Annotated in this window: 24 protein-coding genes; 10 read left to right on the top strand and 14 right to left on the bottom strand. The window is 60.4% G+C overall.

Annotation, left to right across the window (positions count from 1 at the left end; translation table 11 throughout):
• Nucleotides 1–1244, bottom strand: a 1244-nt coding sequence (gene groL / locus ASD50_RS02615) for a chaperonin GroEL (protein ID WP_056235666.1), incomplete at its 3' end; no start/stop codon positions are given.
• 60 nt (nt 1245–1304) lie between these two features.
• Nucleotides 1305–1619: a co-chaperone GroES gene (groES, locus tag ASD50_RS02620; protein WP_056235670.1), complete on the bottom strand. Its 315-nt coding sequence runs from the start codon at nt 1617–1619 to the stop codon at nt 1305–1307.
• Between the two features lie 435 nt (nt 1620–2054).
• Between groES and ASD50_RS02625 the strand changes: the two genes are divergently transcribed.
• Nucleotides 2055–2396: a hypothetical protein gene (locus ASD50_RS02625; RefSeq protein ID WP_056235674.1), complete on the top strand. Its 342-nt coding sequence runs from the start codon at nt 2055–2057 to the stop codon at nt 2394–2396.
• A gap of 23 nt (nt 2397–2419) precedes the next feature.
• A complete protein-coding gene (locus ASD50_RS02630) occupies nt 2420–2698 on the top strand; it encodes an usg protein (RefSeq protein ID WP_056235677.1) in 279 nt (92 codons plus the stop codon).
• Here the strand turns inward: ASD50_RS02630 and ASD50_RS02635 are convergent.
• Complete coding sequence (locus tag ASD50_RS02635) at nt 2682–3005, bottom strand: DUF982 domain-containing protein (RefSeq protein ID WP_082549470.1); 324 nt, start codon at nt 3003–3005, stop codon at nt 2682–2684. The two genes, ASD50_RS02630 and ASD50_RS02635, sit on opposite strands and share 17 nt — an antisense overlap.
• 126 nt (nt 3006–3131) lie before the next feature.
• Entirely contained in the window at nt 3132–3347 is a 216-nt protein-coding gene (locus tag ASD50_RS02640) for a hypothetical protein (protein ID WP_056235681.1), read from the bottom strand.
• Nucleotides 3348–3580: 233 nt separating this feature from the next.
• Between ASD50_RS02640 and ASD50_RS02645 the strand changes: the two genes are divergently transcribed.
• A complete protein-coding gene (locus ASD50_RS02645) occupies nt 3581–4060 on the top strand; it encodes an Hsp20 family protein (RefSeq protein ID WP_056235686.1) in 480 nt (159 codons plus the stop codon).
• Between the two features lie 88 nt (nt 4061–4148).
• Nucleotides 4149–4655 (top strand): Hsp20/alpha crystallin family protein, encoded by a 507-nt coding sequence (locus ASD50_RS02650; protein WP_056236120.1) that lies wholly within the window; start codon nt 4149–4151, stop codon nt 4653–4655.
• 314 nt (nt 4656–4969) lie between these two features.
• On the opposite strand, the gene ASD50_RS02655 is transcribed toward ASD50_RS02650, so the two are convergent.
• Nucleotides 4970–5239: a hypothetical protein gene (locus tag ASD50_RS02655; RefSeq protein ID WP_056235689.1), complete on the bottom strand. Its 270-nt coding sequence runs from the start codon at nt 5237–5239 to the stop codon at nt 4970–4972.
• A 277-nt stretch (nt 5240–5516) separates the two neighbouring features.
• Between ASD50_RS02655 and ASD50_RS02660 the strand changes: the two genes are divergently transcribed.
• From ASD50_RS02660 to ASD50_RS02675, 5 genes are all read left to right on the top strand, one after another.
• Complete coding sequence (locus tag ASD50_RS02660) at nt 5517–5963, top strand: universal stress protein (protein ID WP_056236123.1); 447 nt, start codon at nt 5517–5519, stop codon at nt 5961–5963.
• Between the two features lie 41 nt (nt 5964–6004).
• The gene (locus tag ASD50_RS02665; RefSeq protein ID WP_056235694.1) at nt 6005–6454 is read left to right on the top strand and encodes a universal stress protein; all 450 of its coding nucleotides are present in this window, start codon (nt 6005–6007) and stop codon (nt 6452–6454) included.
• 331 nt (nt 6455–6785) lie between these two features.
• Nucleotides 6786–6980, top strand: a complete 195-nt coding sequence (locus ASD50_RS02670) for a hypothetical protein (protein ID WP_056235698.1) — start codon at nt 6786–6788, stop codon at nt 6978–6980.
• A gap of 10 nt (nt 6981–6990) precedes the next feature.
• Nucleotides 6991–7134 carry a hypothetical protein gene (locus ASD50_RS23480; RefSeq protein WP_164480436.1) on the top strand — a complete coding sequence of 48 codons (144 nt, stop codon included), beginning with the start codon at nt 6991–6993 and terminating at the stop codon, nt 7132–7134.
• A 75-nt stretch (nt 7135–7209) separates the two neighbouring features.
• Nucleotides 7210–7659 (top strand): universal stress protein, encoded by a 450-nt coding sequence (locus tag ASD50_RS02675; protein WP_056235701.1) that lies wholly within the window; start codon nt 7210–7212, stop codon nt 7657–7659.
• A 58-nt stretch (nt 7660–7717) separates the two neighbouring features.
• Here the strand turns inward: ASD50_RS02675 and ASD50_RS02680 are convergent, their stop codons facing one another.
• The 9 genes from ASD50_RS02680 to ASD50_RS02720 form a co-directional block, all read right to left on the bottom strand.
• Nucleotides 7718–8980: an ArgE/DapE family deacylase gene (locus ASD50_RS02680; protein WP_056235706.1), complete on the bottom strand. Its 1263-nt coding sequence runs from the start codon at nt 8978–8980 to the stop codon at nt 7718–7720.
• Complete coding sequence (locus tag ASD50_RS02685; RefSeq protein ID WP_056235710.1) at nt 8980–10227, bottom strand: allantoate amidohydrolase; 1248 nt, start codon at nt 10225–10227, stop codon at nt 8980–8982. The genes ASD50_RS02680 and ASD50_RS02685 overlap by 1 nt, the downstream gene beginning before the upstream one ends.
• A gap of 25 nt (nt 10228–10252) precedes the next feature.
• Nucleotides 10253–11158: an allantoinase PuuE gene (puuE, locus tag ASD50_RS02690; protein ID WP_056235715.1), complete on the bottom strand. Its 906-nt coding sequence runs from the start codon at nt 11156–11158 to the stop codon at nt 10253–10255.
• 14 nt (nt 11159–11172) lie between these two features.
• Entirely contained in the window at nt 11173–11940 is a 768-nt protein-coding gene (locus tag ASD50_RS02695) for an aspartate/glutamate racemase family protein (protein ID WP_056235718.1), read from the bottom strand.
• Nucleotides 11941–11944: 4 nt separating this feature from the next.
• Nucleotides 11945–12655 carry an ABC transporter ATP-binding protein gene (locus ASD50_RS02700; protein ID WP_056235722.1) on the bottom strand — a complete coding sequence of 237 codons (711 nt, stop codon included), beginning with the start codon at nt 12653–12655 and terminating at the stop codon, nt 11945–11947.
• Nucleotides 12652–13422 carry an ABC transporter ATP-binding protein gene (locus tag ASD50_RS02705; RefSeq protein WP_056235727.1) on the bottom strand — a complete coding sequence of 257 codons (771 nt, stop codon included), beginning with the start codon at nt 13420–13422 and terminating at the stop codon, nt 12652–12654. The genes ASD50_RS02700 and ASD50_RS02705 overlap by 4 nt, the downstream gene beginning before the upstream one ends.
• Nucleotides 13415–14416, bottom strand: coding sequence for a branched-chain amino acid ABC transporter permease (locus ASD50_RS02710; protein WP_056236126.1), 1002 nt, complete (start codon nt 14414–14416; stop codon nt 13415–13417). Before ASD50_RS02710 ends, ASD50_RS02705 begins: the two co-directional genes overlap by 8 nt.
• Nucleotides 14417–14460: 44 nt before the next feature.
• On the bottom strand, nt 14461–15321 hold the full coding sequence (locus ASD50_RS02715) for a branched-chain amino acid ABC transporter permease (RefSeq protein WP_056235731.1): 861 nt from the start codon (nt 15319–15321) through the stop codon (nt 14461–14463).
• 79 nt (nt 15322–15400) lie between these two features.
• Nucleotides 15401–16603 carry an ABC transporter substrate-binding protein gene (locus ASD50_RS02720; RefSeq protein WP_056235734.1) on the bottom strand — a complete coding sequence of 401 codons (1203 nt, stop codon included), beginning with the start codon at nt 16601–16603 and terminating at the stop codon, nt 15401–15403.
• A gap of 169 nt (nt 16604–16772) precedes the next feature.
• On the opposite strand from ASD50_RS02720, the gene ASD50_RS02725 reads away from it, so the two are divergent.
• Nucleotides 16773–18179: a PLP-dependent aminotransferase family protein gene (locus ASD50_RS02725; RefSeq protein WP_082549463.1), complete on the top strand. Its 1407-nt coding sequence runs from the start codon at nt 16773–16775 to the stop codon at nt 18177–18179.
• Nucleotides 18180–18358 lie beyond the last annotated feature (179 nt).

The raw sequence follows: 18358 nt of genomic DNA on the forward strand, positions 1-18358 counted from the left end.
CCGCCGGGAAGGATGCCTTCCTCCACGGCCGCACGGGTGGCGTGGAGCGCATCGTCGACGCGATCCTTCTTTTCCTTAACCTCCACCTCGGTCGAGCCTCCCACGCGGATGACTGCGACGCCGCCGGCCAGCTTAGCCAGACGCTCCTGCAGTTTCTCGCGATCGTAGTCGGAAGTGGTCTCTTCGATCTGAGCCTTGATCTGCGTTATGCGACCCTGGATTTCTTCCTTCCGGCCGGCACCGTCGACGATCGTGGTGTTTTCCTTCTCGATCGTCACCTTCTTGGCGCGGCCGAGCATCTGGAGGGTAACGTTCTCCAGCTTGATGCCGAGATCCTCGCTGATCGCGGTGCCGCCGGTGAGGATGGCGATATCTTCGAGCATGGCCTTGCGGCGATCGCCGAAGCCTGGCGCCTTGACGGCGGCAACCTTCAGACCACCCCTGAGCTTGTTGACGACCAGCGTGGCAAGAGCTTCGCCCTCGACATCCTCGGMGATGATGAGCAGCGGTTTGCCTGACTGGACCACAGCTTCCAGAACGGGAAGCATGGCTTGGAGATTGCCGAGCTTCTTCTCATGGATCAGCACATAAGGCTCTTCCAATTCCACGCGCATCTTGTCCTGGTTGGTGATGAAATAGGGGCTGAGATAGCCGCGGTCGAACTGCATGCCTTCCACCACCTCAAGCTCGGTTTCGGCGGTCTTGGCTTCCTCGACGGTGATGACGCCCTCGTTGCCGACCTTCTGCATCGCTTCCGCCAGGAAACGACCTATCTCGGCGTCGCCATTGGCCGAGATGGTGCCGACCTGGGCGATTTCGTCATTTTTCGTTATCTTGCGCGCGTTGGCCTTCAACTCGGCGACCACGGCGTCCACCGCCTTGTCGATGCCGCGCTTCAGGTCCATCGGATTCATGCCGGAGGCGACCGCCTTGGCACCTTCCCTGACGATGGCCTGGGCCAGAACAGTCGCGGTCGTGGTGCCGTCACCGGCGAGGTCGTTGGTCTTGGAGGCGACTTCGCGCACCATCTGCGCGCCCATGTTCTCGAACTTATCTTCCAGTTCGATTTCCTTGGCGACGGTGACGCCGTCCTTGGTGATGCGCGGCGCGCCGAACGACTTGTCGATCACGACGTTGCGGCCCTTGGGGCCTAGCGTCACCTTGACGGCGTTGGCGAGGATGTCGACGCCACGCAGCATCTTCTCGCGTGCTTCAGTATGAAACTTGACTTCCTTGGCAGCCATTGGATAACTCCTTCGTTAGGCAGCTTTCATTGACTGGTTGAGATCGGGATCGAAGCCTCGTCAGGCCGCTTTCTTCAGCGTGGCYGTCTGCTCGATCACGCCCATCACATCGCCTTCCTTCATGATGAGCAGGTCCTCGCCGTTCAGTTTGATCTCGGTGCCGGACCACTTTCCGAACAGGATGCGGTCGCCGACCTTGACGTCGAGCTCGATGAGCTTGCCGCTTTCGTCGCGCGCGCCAGGGCCGACGGCGACGACCTCGCCTTCCTGCGGCTTTTCCTTGGCGGTATCGGGAATAATGATGCCGCCGGCCGTTTTCTCCTCGGCTTCGATGCGGCGGACCAGGATACGGTCATGCAATGGACGGAACGTCATATCGTTCTCCTTCAGGACAAACAGATTTTTTGAGGTTCCTCCACACCGGACCGGCAATACCGGTCCGGTGCGGGGCTCGCGCGACCCTTTCGGCATTGCGCGCCTCTCCTTCAGGACAAACAGATTTTTTGAGGTTCCTCCACACCGGACCGGCAATACCGGTCCGGTGCGGGGCTCGCGCGACCCTTTCGGCATTGCGCGCTTATCGAGCTAGTTTTGCGATTTTCCGGTTTCAAGAGTTGTCGCGAAATTTTTTCGGCACTCGCACTGATAGAGCGCTAGTGCCATGAAAACATGCGGCTAATCGGACTGTTGCCCCACATTTTCACTTGAATTTTCCAAGCGGCCGAACAAAATTATCTGAACCCTCGCCATCGGCGAGTCTGGAAATCGAAGCCTGTACAAGGGAGCTTTTTGGAAAGACGGAGGACCAAGATGAACCGACAAACGCTCTCGCCGATCATCCCCTCTCTTGTTCCCGAAACATCCGACCTCGCACTTGACCGACTGTTGTCGCCGGCGAGGCATTTCAAGCATCCGGATCACATCCTGAAGGACGAAACGCTCGACATCCATGAGAAGCGGGCGATCTTGTCGTCGTGGGCTTCAGATGCTTGTGCCGTGGAATCCGTCCCGGCGTTACGCCGGCCGCCAGGAGCCGAGCAGCCGGTCACCTTCGACCAGATCATGGACGCGCTGCGCCAACTCGATATAGCCACGCAAGCACCACAGCCGACAGCCGAACACAAGCGCATGCCAAAACGGTTGGATGCATGACATCACAAGCGAAGGAGACGCACATGGTCACTGCGGTCAGCAGGGAATTTAGCCTGCAGATGGAGGGCTACGGTCTGACCACGGCCGAGATCCATTACCGTCTGCCGGATCATCCCAGCCTGCTGCAGCTCTATGTCTGGCAGGCGTACGACCTGGCGCCAAGCTTTCCGGAACTGAAGACCTTCCTCGGCTATTGGGAACGCGAATTGGAGGGCGCGCTGCATTCCGTTCGCGTCGCCCACCACCGCCTTATCAAACCTTCGGAATGGCGCGCCGTCGACGGCATTATTGCCATCCACTGAACGTCATCTCGGGTCGGGGGCTGCCAATCGTCCGTGCCGCGCGCGACTTGCGGGGAGAACGTGTCGCCGACGGGACCAGCCCGGCGCGCCTGGCTGCCTTGAGGAACGCCTTGTGGGCGTCGCGCGCGATGCGCCAGCCGTCCAGCGCATCGCGGCAGGCGCGTCGTGCCGCGCGCCAGCTGCGTCCGCGCGCCCATTCGGGCCACTGCTGATCCAGGCATTCCAGCGCCTCGAAGCTGCTGGCCACATTGCGCGGCCCGGTGAGAAATTTGAGGGTGACAGGTTCAGGAAACCAAACGTCGTTCATCACTTCCTCCGTCTTTTTCAACGTCTTTTGCGAGCAAGCAATCGGACGGCGTCATCAACGCACATCCAAGTAGGAGATGGGGGCTTTGCGCGGAACATCAAGACCGCAACCGTTCAGGTGGAATGCTCAATCCTTTTCGTCGGGGTCGAGCAGATCGATCAGCTCCGCAACGCGCGGTCCAGGTAGCGGCCGTCCCTCGCCCATCAGCGCCTCCTCGCCGTTGAGCCATGCCCAGGCTTCCCGCAATTCCTCGAAGGAAGCGCTGGTGGCAAGGATATCGGCGACGAGCGTTTCGTCCGTCGGCCCAAGGACAGACACGATCTCTTCTCGCGTCATTGGCATGGTCGCTCTCCTTTATGTCCAATCTGGTGCCGGCGGGCAGGGTGCACTCCCACCGGCGATGGCAGACACAATGCATATCGCCGAAGGACGTTCCGGCGACGCACCCCTTGACGGTAGAAAAGCGAATTCCCAGATCGATGCTGCCGGCGCCCTTTTGGGGCTGGTAAGGTCAAGGAGCGCCGCGTCCTTGGCGCTCCTTGTACCCATGTTGCTCAGTTATGGAGGATATGGCTATGAGAACTGCTTACGACTTTTCCCCGCTCTATCGGTCGAGCATCGGCTTTGATCGCGTTTTCGACATGCTCGAGAATGCCAGCCGGACACCGAGTGTCGACAACTGGCCGCCCTACGACATAACCAGAACCGGCGAAGACGCCTATCGCATTACGATGGCGGTGGCGGGCTTCGGTCAGGACGAGTTGAGCATCGTGCATGAGCCAAACTTGCTTGTCGTCTCCGGGGAGAGAGCCGCGGATGACAATGGTGAGTACCTCCATCGCGGCATCGCCGGACGGCCGTTCGAGCGTCGCTTCGAGCTTGCTGACCATGTGAGGGTGACTGGGGCCAGTCTCGTCAACGGCCTGCTGACAATCGATCTTCAGCGCGAGATTCCCGAAGAGATGAAGCCACGCAAAATCGAGATCGGCAGCGACAAAGCCGAGCGCCGCATTGAGACGAAGACAGTCAAGGCCGCCGAGAAGCAGGCCGCCTGAAGCAATTCGGATGAAGCCTGGGCCGCACGCTGGCCGTCCGGCGGTAGAAAGATTTGCTTGAAAGACAGATAGCGAAAGGAGAATGACGATGAGCGTACGCGATCTTATCCCTTGGGGGCGCGAGGAGAGCCGCGTCCCCAGCCTGTTCCGCAACGACGAGCGAGACCCCTTCCTGTCGTTGCACCGCGAAGTGAACCGGCTGTTCGACGACGTTTTCCGCGGGTTCGACGGCGGCCTGCCCTCCGCCGGCAGAGCGTCTTCCTTCGGCGGGAACTGGCCGAACGTTGAAATCTCCGACAACGACAAGGAAATCAAGGTTACGGCAGAGGTGCCCGGCCTGGAGGAAAAGGACATCGAGGTTCTGCTCGATGACGGCGTGCTGACGCTGAGGGGCGAAAAGCGGTCGGAGACCGAGGACAAGGACCGGCAGTTCTCCGAGCGCTACTACGGCCGTTTCGAGCGGCGCATCCCTCTCGGCTATGAGGTCAAGGAAGACGAAGTCGGCGCGCGCTTCAAGAACGGCGTGTTGACCGTTACGCTGCCAAAGACGGCCAAAGCGCAGTCGCAGGCAAGGCGCATCGAAATCAAGAATTGATATCCTGATGGCCTGGGAAGCGGCCGGCCTCCGCTTCCTAGGCTATTCACTTATTGTGTTCATTGAGAATTGAACTCGATCTTGCAAACGACAGTCTTTGGTTTCAGCTAGAAAACGGCGCGAAGCTGACAGAAAATACCCGCTTCAGCTGGCGACGAGCACAGAAATTATATCGCATATACAATCACATACGAGTTCCCTGTTTCATCCTCTCCGGCGTACCAGCAATTTCATGATCAAAAAGCTCGAGTATCCATCAGACTTCGCGGACGCGGATGGTTTGTCCACGCGTGATGATGGCTCCCGCGCCAGCGCTACGCTCGCCGGGCAAAGGCGGGGTCAGGCATTTCCGAAGGGTCCGGCTCTTTCACCTTCCAGCGGATCGGCGAGAACAGGCGGCTCGTTCCGGCAATCACCCAATCACCCGTGACGGGAGGGACAAACGGCGTTCCATCGACAGTGACTGCAATCCGCCGACTGGCCTGCATCCATTGAATCGCCACTTCCGGGCCGTGCGTGTTTCGCTGCGCAATGATGATTGTCCCATCGCGGGGGGCGTTTTTCATTGCCTGCCAATCAGTCATCACGCGTTCCTGAATAGTTGCTTGTTACAGTCAACTTTAAATCGACAATCGACGGCCTACGCATCGATAGTTTGGCTTAGGTCAGCACATGTTTTCAGGGATATGTGACGAACTGTATGTGAATTGGCTCACACAGCCGGGGCAAATCCCCTCACGGCCAGTTCCCCGGGGGCGGGATGCAAGGCTGGCGCGGAAACGGATTTCTCTTTGATGCCGAGCAATGCCTGCGGCGGCAGTCGAGGTTACGGATTGCCTCACGCTGAAGAAGGAAGCTCGCATGTACAAGCACATTCTCATTGCGACCGACGGCTCGGAGCTTGCCCGCAGGGGTCTCGACCAAGGCTTGAAGCTTGCCAAGCCGCTGAACGCGAAAGTCACTGTCCTGACTGTTTCGGAGCCCTTGCGCCGGGAGATGGCAAGCGCGGCCCGCCTGGGGGGCATTGACGACCCCGTCGCCCGCTACGACCAGCAGATTGATGCGCTGATGAAAGAGAGGTTCGAATTCATCCAGGCCCGCTCAGCCGAACACGAGGTAGACGTGGACCTGGTGCATGAAATTGACGATTCCCCTGCCGAAGCCATCCTTCGGCTGGCCAAGATCAAGGGTTGCGATCTTATCGTGATGGCATCCCATGGCAGACGGGGCCTCAGCAGGTTGCTTCTTGGCAGCCAGACTGCGGAAGTCACCCACAGTTCGACCGTCCCGGTGCTGGTCGTTCGCTAGGCCAACCGAAAATCTCCGTCACAAGAGCGCGAGGAATATCGATGTACGCCCACATTCTCATTCCCACGGACGGCTCCGAGGTAGCGCAGATTGGCGTGAACCAGGGCCTCGCGCTGGCGAAGAAACATGGCAGCAAGGTCACCGCCGTTTCCGTTACCGAACCGCTTGGCGGCCAGTTCGCGTTCGCCTCCGATCTTTGGGCGCCCAGCGAAAGCGAAGTCGCCGCCTATGACGATACCCAGCGCAAGATCGCCGAGCGCATCCTGGCGCAGGTGAAAACCAAGGCGGAAAGCATGGGGGTTCCGATTGAGACGATCCACGTTCCATGGCGGCTTGCGGCGAGAGCGCTGGTGGAGACGGCCGAGGCTCGCGGCTGCACCCTCATCGTCATGTCGTCTCACGGACGAACAGGCTTCGATCGGGTGATGCTGGGCAGCCAGACGGCGGAAGTACTGGCAACGACAAAATTGCCGGTTCTTGTCGCGAGGTAGGCGCAGCATCCGATGGCGATGCAACCGCAACCGCCCGCGCGGATGACCGTATGCTTGCCGCAAATGCCAGGATCAAAAAGGGCCGGCGAAGCCACTGTGCAATAGCCGGGGGAACCCCACACGCCGACCCTCTGCGGCAATGGGAACTGCCGCAGCGTCACCCTAGTTGTGGGAATCCACGATTACAACCCGAATTGCTCGGAATATGGAATTGAATGCAAGCCGATCGAAGGCCGAGCGGCGATATGCAGGATCGAATTCCGGCACCCAGACCAAGCCGCCGCAGCGCGGCTCGACTTGATACATTCATCAACCGCCCCATGTCATAGGGATGATCGATGACGACCTGAGATATAGGTGCATCGAAGAAGACGATGGCACCGTTACCGTCTGGGACAACACCCTGAACGCCCCTGCCCATCTTGCGGGCCAGGAATTGAGCCACCGCCCTCCGCAACGCGCGGAAACGGCGTGCGCCATTCTCAACAGGATCGAGCACTCGGATTTCGAGCGCGGGATCGGCTGAAGGAGCCGCTTTGGCACTTGGCATTGCAGCGGGGATTGGGCTCGGCGCGGTGTTGGGAATTGTTGCCTTCGACAACGCCGCGATCGGCATTGCAATGGGCATAGCCGTTGGAGCTGCCGGCGGTTACATCCTCAAGAAACCGCGCTCAGGTTGAGCCCGCGCAAGCAACAGCCTCTCGTCCCGTGTTAATTTGATCCGTCTTCAGAACAGAAATGGAGAATAATTGAAAATGTACAGCCATATTCTAATTGCGGACGACGGCTCCACTATTTCAAAAAATGGTGTCGAGCACGGGCTTTCTCTTGCAAAAGCATTGAATGCCAAGGCCTCCGTGGTGCTGGTTACAAGACCGTTTCCAATGGAAGGCATGGTCGATGTTACCGGCTGGGTAGCCGGCGCCAACGACAAGATCCGCTATGAAGCCAGCCAGAAGGAGTTTGCAGAGACCGTGTTTGCGGAGGCACGCAAATCAGCCCAGAAAATCGGCGTGAATGCAGACTACGTAATCGCATCCAACTATTCGCCCGCGGAAGGCATACTTGAAACTGCCAAGAAGCTCGGCAGCGATGTGATCGTGATGGCGTCGCATGGCCGCAGGGGCGTCGGCCGGCTGCTTCTGGGCAGCCAGACCGCCGAAGTCGTTCACAGCACGACGCTTCCCGTGCTGGTGGTGCGCTGACCTATTCCCGGCACCGGTCAAAGCGGTCTCCCACCGCCTTGACCTGAGCGGCCGGTTTCTACTTTTCAGTCAGCAAGTCATGCAAGGCGAGCGCGACGACCTTGGTTGCAAGGGCAAGGTCGTCAAGCTTGAGTTTTTCGTCTGCCCGGTGGGCGTTCGCCTCCAGCATCGTGCGGGGGCCTGCGCCATAAAGCACAGTCGGAATGCCCGCGTTGCAGTAGTGGCGCGCATCGGTATAGAGCGGCACGCCGTGCGCCGGAACATCTTCACCGATCAATGCCGAGGCATGACGCTGGAGGGCGCTTGCAAGCGCCTCGCCTCCTTTGATCGGCTTCAGCGGGTTGGCCAGCATGAGTTGGCGCACGTTGCAGTCGATGCCGGGCATCTCACGCGCCGATTTCTCGATGAAGGCGACCAGGTCACGCGCCACTTCAGGCCCGTTCTCCTCCGGGATCATGCGCCGGTCGACGCGCATGGTAATCTTGTCCGGCACGACGTTGGTGTTGATGCCGCCGGAGATGAGCCCAACCACCATCGAGGGAATGGTGATGCCATTGACCGAGGACTTCTGGCTGGCAAAGCCGGCGCGCAGCGAATAGAGCCGGTTCAATATGTGGGTTGCCGCTTCCAGCGCGTCCACGCCGGTTTCGGGTCGAGCCGCGTGCGCGGACCTGCCGCGCACCTCGACATCGAGATGCAGGCAGCCATTGTGGGCCGTCACCACGCCATAGGACAGGCCGGCGCAAATGACATAGTCAGGCTTGGTCAGGCCCTGCTCCAGCAAGTAGAGCGGGCCGATATCGCCGCCGACCTCCTCATCGTAGGTCAGGTGAATTTCGACAGTTCCGTTGAGCTTCTCGCCGAGCGACATCAGGGCAAGCAGCGCATAGGCATAGCTGACGAAGTCGGACTTCGAGGTAGCCACGCCGCGACCGTACATCCAGCCGTCCTTGATGATCGCACCATAAGGATCGACGCTCCAGCCTTCGCCGGGCGCAACCACGTCGCCGTGCGCATTCAGCGCAATCGTCGGGCCGGGGCCGAAGCGGTGGCGCACGATCAGGTTGCTGGCGCTGATCATGCCGACCTTTTGCACCAGGTCCTGCGGCACCTTGTGACGCTCGACTTCGAAGCCAAGCGCTTCGTAGAGTTCGGCGGCACGGTCAGCGTGCGGCTGGCAATCTCCCGGCGGGTTGTCGGATGCGACCTTCACCAGTTCGGCCAGCATGCGGACCTGGTCGTCGCGGTGCGCGGCAATGAATTCGATGAGGCGGCTCTCAGCTCCGTTGACCGAAGGTGAAGCAACTGGGCTGGAAGTCATTATCGGTTCCCTTGAAAATTTTCGATGAAGTGGAGAAGTGTCGAGGCGCCGGCGGCAACGTCCCCGGCGGTCACGGACTCCTCGGGCGAATGACTGATGCCGTCCTTGCAGCGTACGAAGATCATGCCGATTCCGCTCAACTGGCTCATGGCCATGCCATCGTGTCCTGCGCCGCTTGGCAGGAGAATTGGTTCGCTGCCCGTGCTTGTCGCCGCAGCCTGCAACCGGCTGACGAAATCCGGCGCGCAAGGGCAGGACTTAAGGTCCAGAATGACCTCGACAGTGGCGGTCACGCCGCGTTTTGACGCGATCTCCTGCACCGCCTTCTCCACTTCGGCAAAGGCTGCCTTGCGCACCTCATCCTTTTGGGAGCGGAGGTCGATGGAGAAGGAGACAGATCCTGGAATGACGTTGATCAATCCAGGCTCTGCCTTGATGAAGCCAACTGTGCCGACGGTGTTGTCGTGGGAGGACGCGATACGCTCGACCGCCAGTGCGATCTCGCTTGCAGCAAGCAACGGATCCTTGCGCATGCCCATGGGCACGGTACCGGCATGATTGGCCGAGCCCTTGACCTGGACCATGGCGCGGGTCTGGCCACTGATGGCCGTTACCACGCCGACGGGCAGGTTCTTCGCCTGAAGCACAGGTCCCTGCTCGATGTGCAGCTCGACATAACCGATGACGTCGTTCGGATCGCGGGCAGCTTCGGGAATGCGGGCGGGGTCGAGGCCAAATGCGGAAAGCGCATCGCGCAGGGTGAGCCCGGTGTCGTCCTTTGCATTGAGCAGGTCATCGCCGTACTGGCCGGTAATGGCCCGGCTGCCCGCCAGCGTCGTCCTGAAACGCGTGCCTTCTTCATCGCCGAATGCGACGACCTCGATGCCGAACGGGAGACGCTTGCCGCGTGCATTAAGCGCTGCGACGCAATCGAGCGAGGTGATCACGCCGAGCGGTCCATCGTAGCGGCCGGCGTTGATCACGCTGTCCATGTGCGAGCCGGTGATCAGGTAAGGCCCGCCGCCGGCTTGCGAATGATAGCGGCCAACCACGTTGCCGACTTCATCGATGTGGGCATCCATGCCAGCTTCGCCCATCCACCGAACCAGCGTTTCGGCGGCGGTGCGATGCTGTGGCGTCAGGTAGAGGCGTGTAACCCCCTCGCCCGGCTCGCTGATGCGGCCAAGCTCGTCGCAGCGCCCAAGGATGCGTTTGCCCGCATCAGGCTCATCCATGTAGGATGCCATCAACCGTCTCCCGGATATCCGCTTCTCAATCCTGAGGAGCGTGGTGCTTGTGCCAGTGGCGGGCGATCTCGTCGCGGCGGCAGATCCAGACCCCCTCGTGCTTCTGCACGTAGTCAAGGAAGCGCAGGAACGACGCCCAGCGGCCGGGGCGCCCGACGATGCGCAGGTGCAACCCCGCCGACATCATGCGTGGCGTGCGGTCGCTCTCGCGGTAGAGCACGTCGAAGGTGTCCTTCAGATAGGCGAAATACTGGTCGCCCGAATTGAAACCCGCGGTGGCGACGAAGCGCATGTCGTTGGCTTCGAGCGTATAGGGAATGCGAAGGTGGTTCTTGCCATTGACCTTTTCCCAATACGGCAGGTCATCGGCGTAGGTGTCGGCGTCGTAGAGGAAGCCGCCCTCCTCGACCACCAGATTCAGCGTATTGGGGCTGCAGCGGCCGGTATACCAGCCAACCGGGCGCTCGCCGGTTGCGCGCTGGATGGCGTCGATGGCGAGCTTCATGTGCGCCCGTTCGGTTTCCTCGCCCATCCACTGGTGATCGATCCATTTCCAGCCGTGGCTGGCGATCTCGTGACCCAGCGAATGCATGATCTTGCCGGCTTCCGGGTAGTGTTCCAGCGCAAGGCCGTTGGCAAGCACGGTGGTGTTGATGCCACGCGCCTTGAACTCGTCGAAGATGCGCCAGAAGGCGACGCGCGTGCCGTATTCGTAGAGCGACTCCATGTTCATGTTGCGCACGCCGAACAGCTGCGGTGCGCCCATTATGTCGGAGATGAAGTTTTCCGAGTGGGCATCGCCGTGCAGGATGCAGTTCTCCGAGCCTTCCTCGAAGGCCACGATGAATTGCAGCGCCAGCTTCGCCCCGTTCGGCCAGTTCGCCTGCGGAGGCGTCCGGCCATAGCCAACCATGTCACGCGGATATGTCATCCTTCAGTTCCTTCTCAGTTTTTCCGAATGACCGATGCCGGGCCGCTATCGCCAATCTCCAGATGGCGAACGGAACCGCTCAGCTTCTTCGGCAATGGATAGGCGAGATCGCCGATCTTGGAGGTGCCAAGCCCCAACCCTGCGATCGCCTCGATCATCTTGGTGGCGGCGGTGACGCCTTCGACAACGGGCACGCCGATCTCGTTCTGGATGTGGTCGGCAAGGTCGGCCATTCCGGCACAGCCCAGCACGATGGCGCCCACTTCGTCTTCAATCACCGCGCGGCGGCACTCCTCGACAATGTCACGGCAGGCAGCCATGCCGGTTTCCTCAAGCTCCAGAACTTCGAGCCCGCTGGCGCGAACCTTGCGGCATTGATGTTCGAAGCCGTGGATCTGAAGCAGGTGCTCGCAGATGATCTTCGTGCGGGCCAAGGTGGTGACGACGGAAAAGCGGGTGGAGATTATGCTGGCGACATGGAAGGCCGCCTCGGCAATGCCGATTACAGGCCCGCGCGCAATCTCGCGCGCCGCCAGGTAACCGGGATCGCCAAAACAGGCGATGACATGGCCATCGACGCCGGCGGCCTCGCCTTCGCGAACGGCCTCGAGAATGCCGATGGTGCTTACGGCTTCGTCGAAATGGCTTTCGATAGAGGGCGGCCCGCTCTTCACCGACACCGACAGGATTTCGGTTCCAGCCGAAGCAACGCGCTGGGCCGCCGCGAGGTTCTTCTCCTGGAAGGCTACGGTGGTGGTCGGGTTGACGATCTGGATCCGCATCGCCCTAGCCTCCCAGATACGCCCGGCGGACGTCATCGTTTTCGGCCAGTTCGGAGGATGCGCCCTCAAGCGCGATCTTGCCCGTCTCCAGCACGTAGGAATAGCTGGAGAGCTTCAGGGCCATGCGCGAATTCTGTTCGACCAGGATGACCCCGACACCGTCGTCGCGGTTGATGCTGGCGATGAAGCGCGCGATCTCGCGCACGATGATGGGCGCAATGCCGAGCGAGGGCTCATCGAGCAGAAGCAGCCGCGGCTTGGACATCAGCGCGCGACCGATCGCCACCATCTGCTGCTCGCCGCCGGACAGGCTGCCGGCCTGCTGCTTGAAACGCTCCTTCAATCGCGGAAAGCGGGTCAGGATGCCATCCAGATCGGAAGCAACGCCGCTCTTGCGCCGATAGGCACCCATGAGCAGATTGTCCTTCACGCTCATGAACGGGAATATCCGCCTGCCTTCCGGCACCATGGCAAGGCCGCGCGCAACGATCTGGTCGGTTCCCTTGCCGTCCAGCCGTTCGCCGTCGAACCAGATTTCGCCGCCGGCCGGCTGGGTTAGCCCCGTCACCGCCCGCAGGATGGATGTCTTGCCTGCACCGTTGGCGCCGATAAGCGAAATGATCTGGCCCTTGGCCGCCTCGAGCGAGATGCCCTTGACGGCAGTGACCATGCCATAGCGAACCGACAGGTCGCGGATCGAGAAATGCGCGGTCACAGTCCAATCTCCTCATCTTCCGCGCCGAGATAGGCTTCGATCACCTTCTCGTTTCGCTGGATTTCGGCAGGCGTGCCTTCAGCAATCTTGGAACCAAAATTAACGACCAGTATCCGCTCGCTGACCGACATGACCGCCGTCATGTCGTGCTCGACCAGGATCGGAGTGATGCCGGCGTCGCGGATCTTGCGGATCAGGTCGACGCCCTTCTTCGTCTCATCCGAGTTCAAGCCGGCAAAGGGTTCGTCGAGCAGAAGAAGCTGCGGCTTGGCGGCCAATGCAACCGCAATACCCAGCCGCCGCAGCATGCCGTGAGGGAGCGCGCCGGCAACGGTGTCGGCCAGATGCTGCATGTCCATCATTTCAAGGACGCGATCGGCGTAGTCGCTTGCCTCGCGGTTGTCTTGTCGCGAGCGCGGGGTACGGAAGATCATGCCGGCCAGCGAAGCCTTGCAGTCCTTCTGATGGCCGAGCAGGATCGCATCGCGCACGCTCATGTCCTGGAAAAAGGTATTCTCCTGGAATGTGCGCACGATACCGCGCAGCGCGACATTGCTCGGCCCTATGCCGGTGATGTCGGTACCGTTGAACCGGACGGTCCCCGCAGTCGGCGTGAGGAACGAGGCAATCAGCTTGAAACAGGTGCTCTTGCCTGCGCCGTTAGGGCCGATGATCGAAAGGATATCTCCCTTGGACAAGTTAAAGCTGATGTTGTTGACGGCAGTCAGGCCGCCGAAAACCTTGGTCAGGCCGGAAACCTCAAGCATTGTTCGCCCCCTTGGCCTTTGACGAACGACGCCGCACCACGCTGAGGATTCCATTCGGCATCAAAAGGATGCAGAGGATCATCAGGCCCGAGTAGATGACGGTCTGGTAGCGCTGGAATTCGTGCAGGAGTTCAAAGCTTGTCATCATCACAAGCGCACCGATCAGCGGCCCGATGACGAACTCCAACCCGCCCACGAAACAGTAGACCATGAAGTAGACGCTATCGATGACCTGGAACGAGGTCGGATAGACGTTCTGCTGCAAGGCGGCGAAGAACCCGCCGCCGACGCCGGCATAGAAACAGGCGACCATGAAGGCGACGACGCGGTATTTGGCGACGTTGATGCCGAGGCTCGAGGCCAAATCCTCGTTCTGGCGCAGGGAGCGGAAGACCGCGCCGACACGGCTGGTGTCGAGAAGCCACATGAACAGGAGACCGAGCATCATCAGCGTACCGGCCAGATAGAAGAACGGCAGCCTCGCGCCCTTTTCAAAGGCGGGAATGATGACGAGGCCGAACAGCGACAGGTCGCCCGGCAAAGGCAGGTCGACCATTCCCTGCGCACCGCGCGTGATGCCCGGAAAGCTCAGCGCAGTCAGGCGGCAAGCCTCGGTGATGCAAAGCGTGATCATGGCGAAATAGACGCCCTTGAGCCTCAGCACCGGCCAGCCGATGAGCCCGCCGATGATGGCTGCGACAAGTCCCGACAGGGGCAAGGCAACCCAGAACGAGAGGCCCAGATGCGCAACCGAGATTGCCGTCACATAGGCGCCGATCAATGCGAAACCCGCCTGCGCCAGATTTATGCGCCCGATGGCGAAGGTGAGCCAGACGCCGAAGCTGATGAAGCTGACGGCAGCCATCGTGGTAACGACGTTGAGCACATAGCCGCTGCCGCCGCTCAGAAGCGGGACGGCGATGAAGTAACCCAAGGCGATAAGGACGCCGAGCGCGATTGGCTTCGCAATCGAGTGTGAGCTTCCGCCAGCCATGTTTTCCGATCCTGCCGGAAGCGTTTGTTGCGTGTGCATGGTCGTCAGCCCCAGGGCTTGCCCATGATGCCGTTCGGCCTCACGATCAGGAAACCGATGACGATCAGGAAGATTACAAGGAAGGTCATGGAACCGGGCAAGAGCGCGTAGCCGACCGATTCCAGAACACCCAGGACAAACCCGCCGAGAATGGCGCCTGAAAGCACGCCGGCGCCCCCGATCATGATCATCAGGAATGCCTTGATCGAGACGGCGGTACCGGCACCGGTGTGAACCGCGAAGATCGCGACCAGCAAACCGCCGGCCAGTCCGGCAAGCCCGGTTCCAAGGCCGAAGCCCATGGCGGAAAGCCATTTCAGATTGACGCCCTGGAGCGCGGTCGCTTCACGATCCTGCGCCATTGCCCTAAGCGCACGGCCGGTCTTGGTGTAGCCGATGAAGGCCATCAGGGCGATGATGAGGGCGGCCGCGATGAATATGACGACCACGCGTCCGGTGGGGAGCCGCGCACCGAACAGCTCGAAGATGCCCGTTGCAATCGGAGGTACGCCGCGCTGCTTCTCGCCGAAGACGATGAGTGCGAGGCTTTCCAGAAACACCGCCGTGCCCATGGCAAGCAGCATCGTCACTTCCTCGCGCTTGACGCGCAGCATGACGGGCCGAAACAGAAACAGTTCCATGACGACGCCAAGCGCGCCGACGATGAGGAAGGACATGAGCAGGCCGAACCAGAACGGCAGCCCGAAGACGACATTGAAGTAGTAAACGACAAAGCCGCCGATCATGTAGAGTTGGCCGTGGGCGAAATTCACCACCTTCATGATGCTGAAGATGATGGTGATGCCCAGCGCAATCAGCGCATATGTGGTGCCAACGACAAGAGCGTTGAGCAGAACTTGCGTCATGGTTTTCTCCTCGCCCGGGGCAATTTGCTGCCCCAGGCCGATGGCGAAGTATGCTTATTGAAACGTCCGGCTGTGCGGATCAGTCATTCAGGGCGCCGACGAACAGCGGCTCATATTGCCCGTCCTTGACAGCCTGCACAACGATTGGAACCGAAACCTGGCGGGGCTGGCCGTAGTCCTTGCGCCCGACATATTTCAGCTCGCCGCCATCCTTCAGGAAAGGATTGGTGCCGACGAAACCGTCGAGCGCAGCCTTGAACGCTTCGGTGTCTTCAAGCGCCGCAGGTCCTGCCTTCTGAAGCGTCTGGACCATGATCTCCGGGCCATAGACGAACAGGCCGGCGACATCGTTCCACTCGCCCCAATCCTTGGTGTAGCGCTCGATGAACTTGACCATGAAGTCGCTGCGGATTTCCTCGGTGCTGGCACCGCCCGCGACGATGAAGCCATTGGCCGCCTCGCCCGCCACTTCATAGATCGCCTTCGGGTCCTGGCCGGTCTCCGTGCTCATCGTGCCGGTGAAGCCAAGCTCGCGCGCCGCCTTGATCAGCGGACCAACGTCGGAAGGATTGACGCCCGACAGAACGATATGATCCGGACTGGTGCCGATGACCTTGGTGAGCACCGGGAAGAAGTCCGTCGTGCCGGATTCGTACGTCTCCTGATCGGAAACGACTTCGAGACCGAGGCCCTTGGCAGCAGCGGAACCCTCGTTGCGCTGGTTCAGCGGGTCGGCGTTGTTTTCGCAGAGGAAGGCAATCTTCTTGATGCCCTTGTTGTCCATCAGCCACTTATAGATGATCGGGCCGACCTGGTAGGACGCGACCATGCCGAGGATCGACTGCGATGCCGGCGGCGTGTAGAGCGACTTCGAGAAGGCGTAAGGCATGTTGATGGCCTTGTTGGCCTCCATCACGGTCTTGGCGCTTTCGGCCGTGGAGTCGGTATTCGGACCCTGGATGTACTTGATGCCGTCGGAGATCAGCTTCTCAGCGCCGGTCTGGGCGCCCTTCGGATCGGCCTTGTCATCGACGCAGACGACATCGATCTTGTAGGTCTTGTCACCGATCTTGACGCCGCCATCGTCATTCCACATGCCGGCGCGGGATTTGAAGGTCTGGCACATCACGCCACCCCATCCCGCAAACGGCCCGCTCATCACGCCGAGCGCGCCGAGTTTCAATGTCTCTTCTGCTTGGGCGTATCCGGACACAGTCAGGACGCCAGCGGCAACGCTCAACATGAGCTTGCGGCGAATTGAACCGGTATTCCATGCAAGCATAGTCAGGTCTCCTCCCTGCAAGAATGCAGTCATGAATTGAGTTAAATGCCGGGAAATTGCCTAATTCTGGTGGGTCATTTCCCTTTTTCATTTGACAATTTGAATCTTATGATTGCACTTTTAATCATGTCAATTAATTCATTGACACGGTGTCAAAGTGGTGGGGAGCATGTGGTCTCCAGAGATCAAGAGGGGCAGCGGCCCCATATACCTAGCGATTTGCGAGGCACTTGAGCGGGACATCGCCGAAGGTCGATTGAAACCAAGCGACCGCCTGCCGGCGCAACGTGACCTTGCCTACAGGATCAACGTCACCGTCGGCACGGTGGCCAGGGCCTACACGGAAGCAGCCGAGCGCGGGCTTGTCGTGGGAGAGGTCGGGCGCGGCACGTTCATCAACGATTTCGGCAACGATCGTGACAACATCACCCGGCTGACGGTTCCCGAAAAGCCGCAGCCGGAAGTCATAGACCTTGGGCTCAACCTGTCGGCAATTGGCGAAGCCGAGGAAATCCTGCGCGCGACGCTGAAGGAAATGACCCGTTCCGGTTCGCTGGATTCGCTGCTGACCTACCAGCCGAGCGCCGGCATGCTGTCGCACCGGGCAATCGCCGCGCAATGGCTTGGCGGCATTGGCGTGCGCGCGCATCCCGACAACGTCATCATCTGCAATGGCGGCCAGCACGGACTGATGCTGGCCATGATGGCTCTGGCCGGCCACGGCGAGTCGATCGCCACCGAAGCGCTTACCTATCCGGGCGCAAGGGCGATCGCGCACCAGTTCGGCATCAATCTCAGCGCCTTGCCGATGGACAAGGAAGGCATCGACCCGACGACCCTGCGCGAACTGTGCGAAACAAGAAGGCCGAAAGCGCTTTACTGCATGCCGGTGCTGCAAAACCCGACGACGATCACCATGTCCGAAGGGCGGATGCACGAGATTGCGGAGATCGTCGAGCACTATGGGCTCTACATCATCGAGGACGATGTGTACGGGTTCCTGGCCGAGCACAGGCCACCGCCCTTCGCTGCGATCATTCCCGAGCGGACAATCTATCTCACCAGCGCTTCAAAGAGCATGGCGCCGGGCTTGCGCATAGGATTCCTCGCGGTGCCGCCGAAATTGAGCCGCTCCGTCCAGGAAATCGTGACAATGAGCAACTGGATGTCGGCTCCCTTCATGGCCGCGGTGGCAACCAGCTGGATTGTCAATGACCACGCAGACAAGATGATCGCCTGGCATCGCCAGCAGGCGCGCGAGCGCCAGGATCTGGCATCCCAAATCCTCGGCCCGCATTTTCATAGATCCTCGATCCCCTGCTACCATCTGTGGCTGCAACTGCCGGAGCCATGGCGAATGGATTCATTCTCCGCATCGGCTTTGCGCGAGGGCGTACGAGTGATTACGGCGGATGCGTTCTCCGTGAAGCGGGACCACGCGCCGCATGCGGTGAGGCTCTGCCTCGGCGCTGCGCATTCGTTGCCCGATATTGCCGTGGGACTGGACAGGCTGGTCGGGCTTCTGGGATCACGACCCCGGCCGCATATGGACCTGCAGTCCATCGGCTATATGTGATTGGAAAGGCTAGGCATTCCGGTGCCTGGCAACTCCAGCTGCGTTGCCTCTCAAGCACCGGCAATGCCCCGCATCCGTACGAAATTGCTTTGGTGTCAATGTATTCGTTGACACTAAGATAACTGCACATACGATGCAGATGTAGAGGTGCAATAAGTTCAAATAACTCAAGAATGCAC

It is taken from the genome of Mesorhizobium sp. Root552 (genome assembly GCF_001427285.1).
In the GTDB taxonomy this organism is placed as follows: Bacteria; Pseudomonadota; Alphaproteobacteria; order Rhizobiales; family Rhizobiaceae; genus Mesorhizobium.

What these genes read in the sequence shown, in the direction of transcription:
- ASD50_RS02625 (WP_056235674.1), top strand. Translation starts at nt 2,055, where the DNA reads ATGAACCGACAAACGCTCTCGCCGATCATCCCCTCTCTTGTTCCCGAA.
- ASD50_RS02630 (WP_056235677.1), top strand. Translation starts at nt 2,420, where the DNA reads ATGGTCACTGCGGTCAGCAGGGAATTTAGCCTGCAGATGGAGGGCTAC.
- ASD50_RS02635 (WP_082549470.1), bottom strand. Translation starts at nt 3,005, where the DNA reads ATGAACGACGTTTGGTTTCCTGAACCTGTCACCCTCAAATTTCTCACC.
- ASD50_RS02640 (WP_056235681.1), bottom strand. Translation starts at nt 3,347, where the DNA reads ATGCCAATGACGCGAGAAGAGATCGTGTCTGTCCTTGGGCCGACGGAC.
- ASD50_RS02645 (WP_056235686.1), top strand. Translation starts at nt 3,581, where the DNA reads ATGAGAACTGCTTACGACTTTTCCCCGCTCTATCGGTCGAGCATCGGC.
- ASD50_RS02650 (WP_056236120.1), top strand. Translation starts at nt 4,149, where the DNA reads ATGAGCGTACGCGATCTTATCCCTTGGGGGCGCGAGGAGAGCCGCGTC.
- ASD50_RS02655 (WP_056235689.1), bottom strand. Translation starts at nt 5,239, where the DNA reads ATGACTGATTGGCAGGCAATGAAAAACGCCCCCCGCGATGGGACAATC.
- ASD50_RS02660 (WP_056236123.1), top strand. Translation starts at nt 5,517, where the DNA reads ATGTACAAGCACATTCTCATTGCGACCGACGGCTCGGAGCTTGCCCGC.
- ASD50_RS02665 (WP_056235694.1), top strand. Translation starts at nt 6,005, where the DNA reads ATGTACGCCCACATTCTCATTCCCACGGACGGCTCCGAGGTAGCGCAG.
- ASD50_RS02670 (WP_056235698.1), top strand. Translation starts at nt 6,786, where the DNA reads ATGATCGATGACGACCTGAGATATAGGTGCATCGAAGAAGACGATGGC.
- ASD50_RS02675 (WP_056235701.1), top strand. Translation starts at nt 7,210, where the DNA reads ATGTACAGCCATATTCTAATTGCGGACGACGGCTCCACTATTTCAAAA.
- ASD50_RS02680 (WP_056235706.1), bottom strand. Translation starts at nt 8,980, where the DNA reads ATGACTTCCAGCCCAGTTGCTTCACCTTCGGTCAACGGAGCTGAGAGC.
- ASD50_RS02685 (WP_056235710.1), bottom strand. Translation starts at nt 10,227, where the DNA reads ATGGCATCCTACATGGATGAGCCTGATGCGGGCAAACGCATCCTTGGG.
- puuE (WP_056235715.1), bottom strand. Translation starts at nt 11,158, where the DNA reads ATGACATATCCGCGTGACATGGTTGGCTATGGCCGGACGCCTCCGCAG.
- ASD50_RS02695 (WP_056235718.1), bottom strand. Translation starts at nt 11,940, where the DNA reads ATGCGGATCCAGATCGTCAACCCGACCACCACCGTAGCCTTCCAGGAG.
- ASD50_RS02705 (WP_056235727.1), bottom strand. Translation starts at nt 13,422, where the DNA reads ATGCTTGAGGTTTCCGGCCTGACCAAGGTTTTCGGCGGCCTGACTGCC.
- ASD50_RS02710 (WP_056236126.1), bottom strand. Translation starts at nt 14,416, where the DNA reads ATGGCTGGCGGAAGCTCACACTCGATTGCGAAGCCAATCGCGCTCGGC.
- ASD50_RS02715 (WP_056235731.1), bottom strand. Translation starts at nt 15,321, where the DNA reads ATGACGCAAGTTCTGCTCAACGCTCTTGTCGTTGGCACCACATATGCG.
- ASD50_RS02720 (WP_056235734.1), bottom strand. Translation starts at nt 16,603, where the DNA reads ATGCTTGCATGGAATACCGGTTCAATTCGCCGCAAGCTCATGTTGAGC.
- ASD50_RS02725 (WP_082549463.1), top strand. Translation starts at nt 16,773, where the DNA reads ATGTGGTCTCCAGAGATCAAGAGGGGCAGCGGCCCCATATACCTAGCG.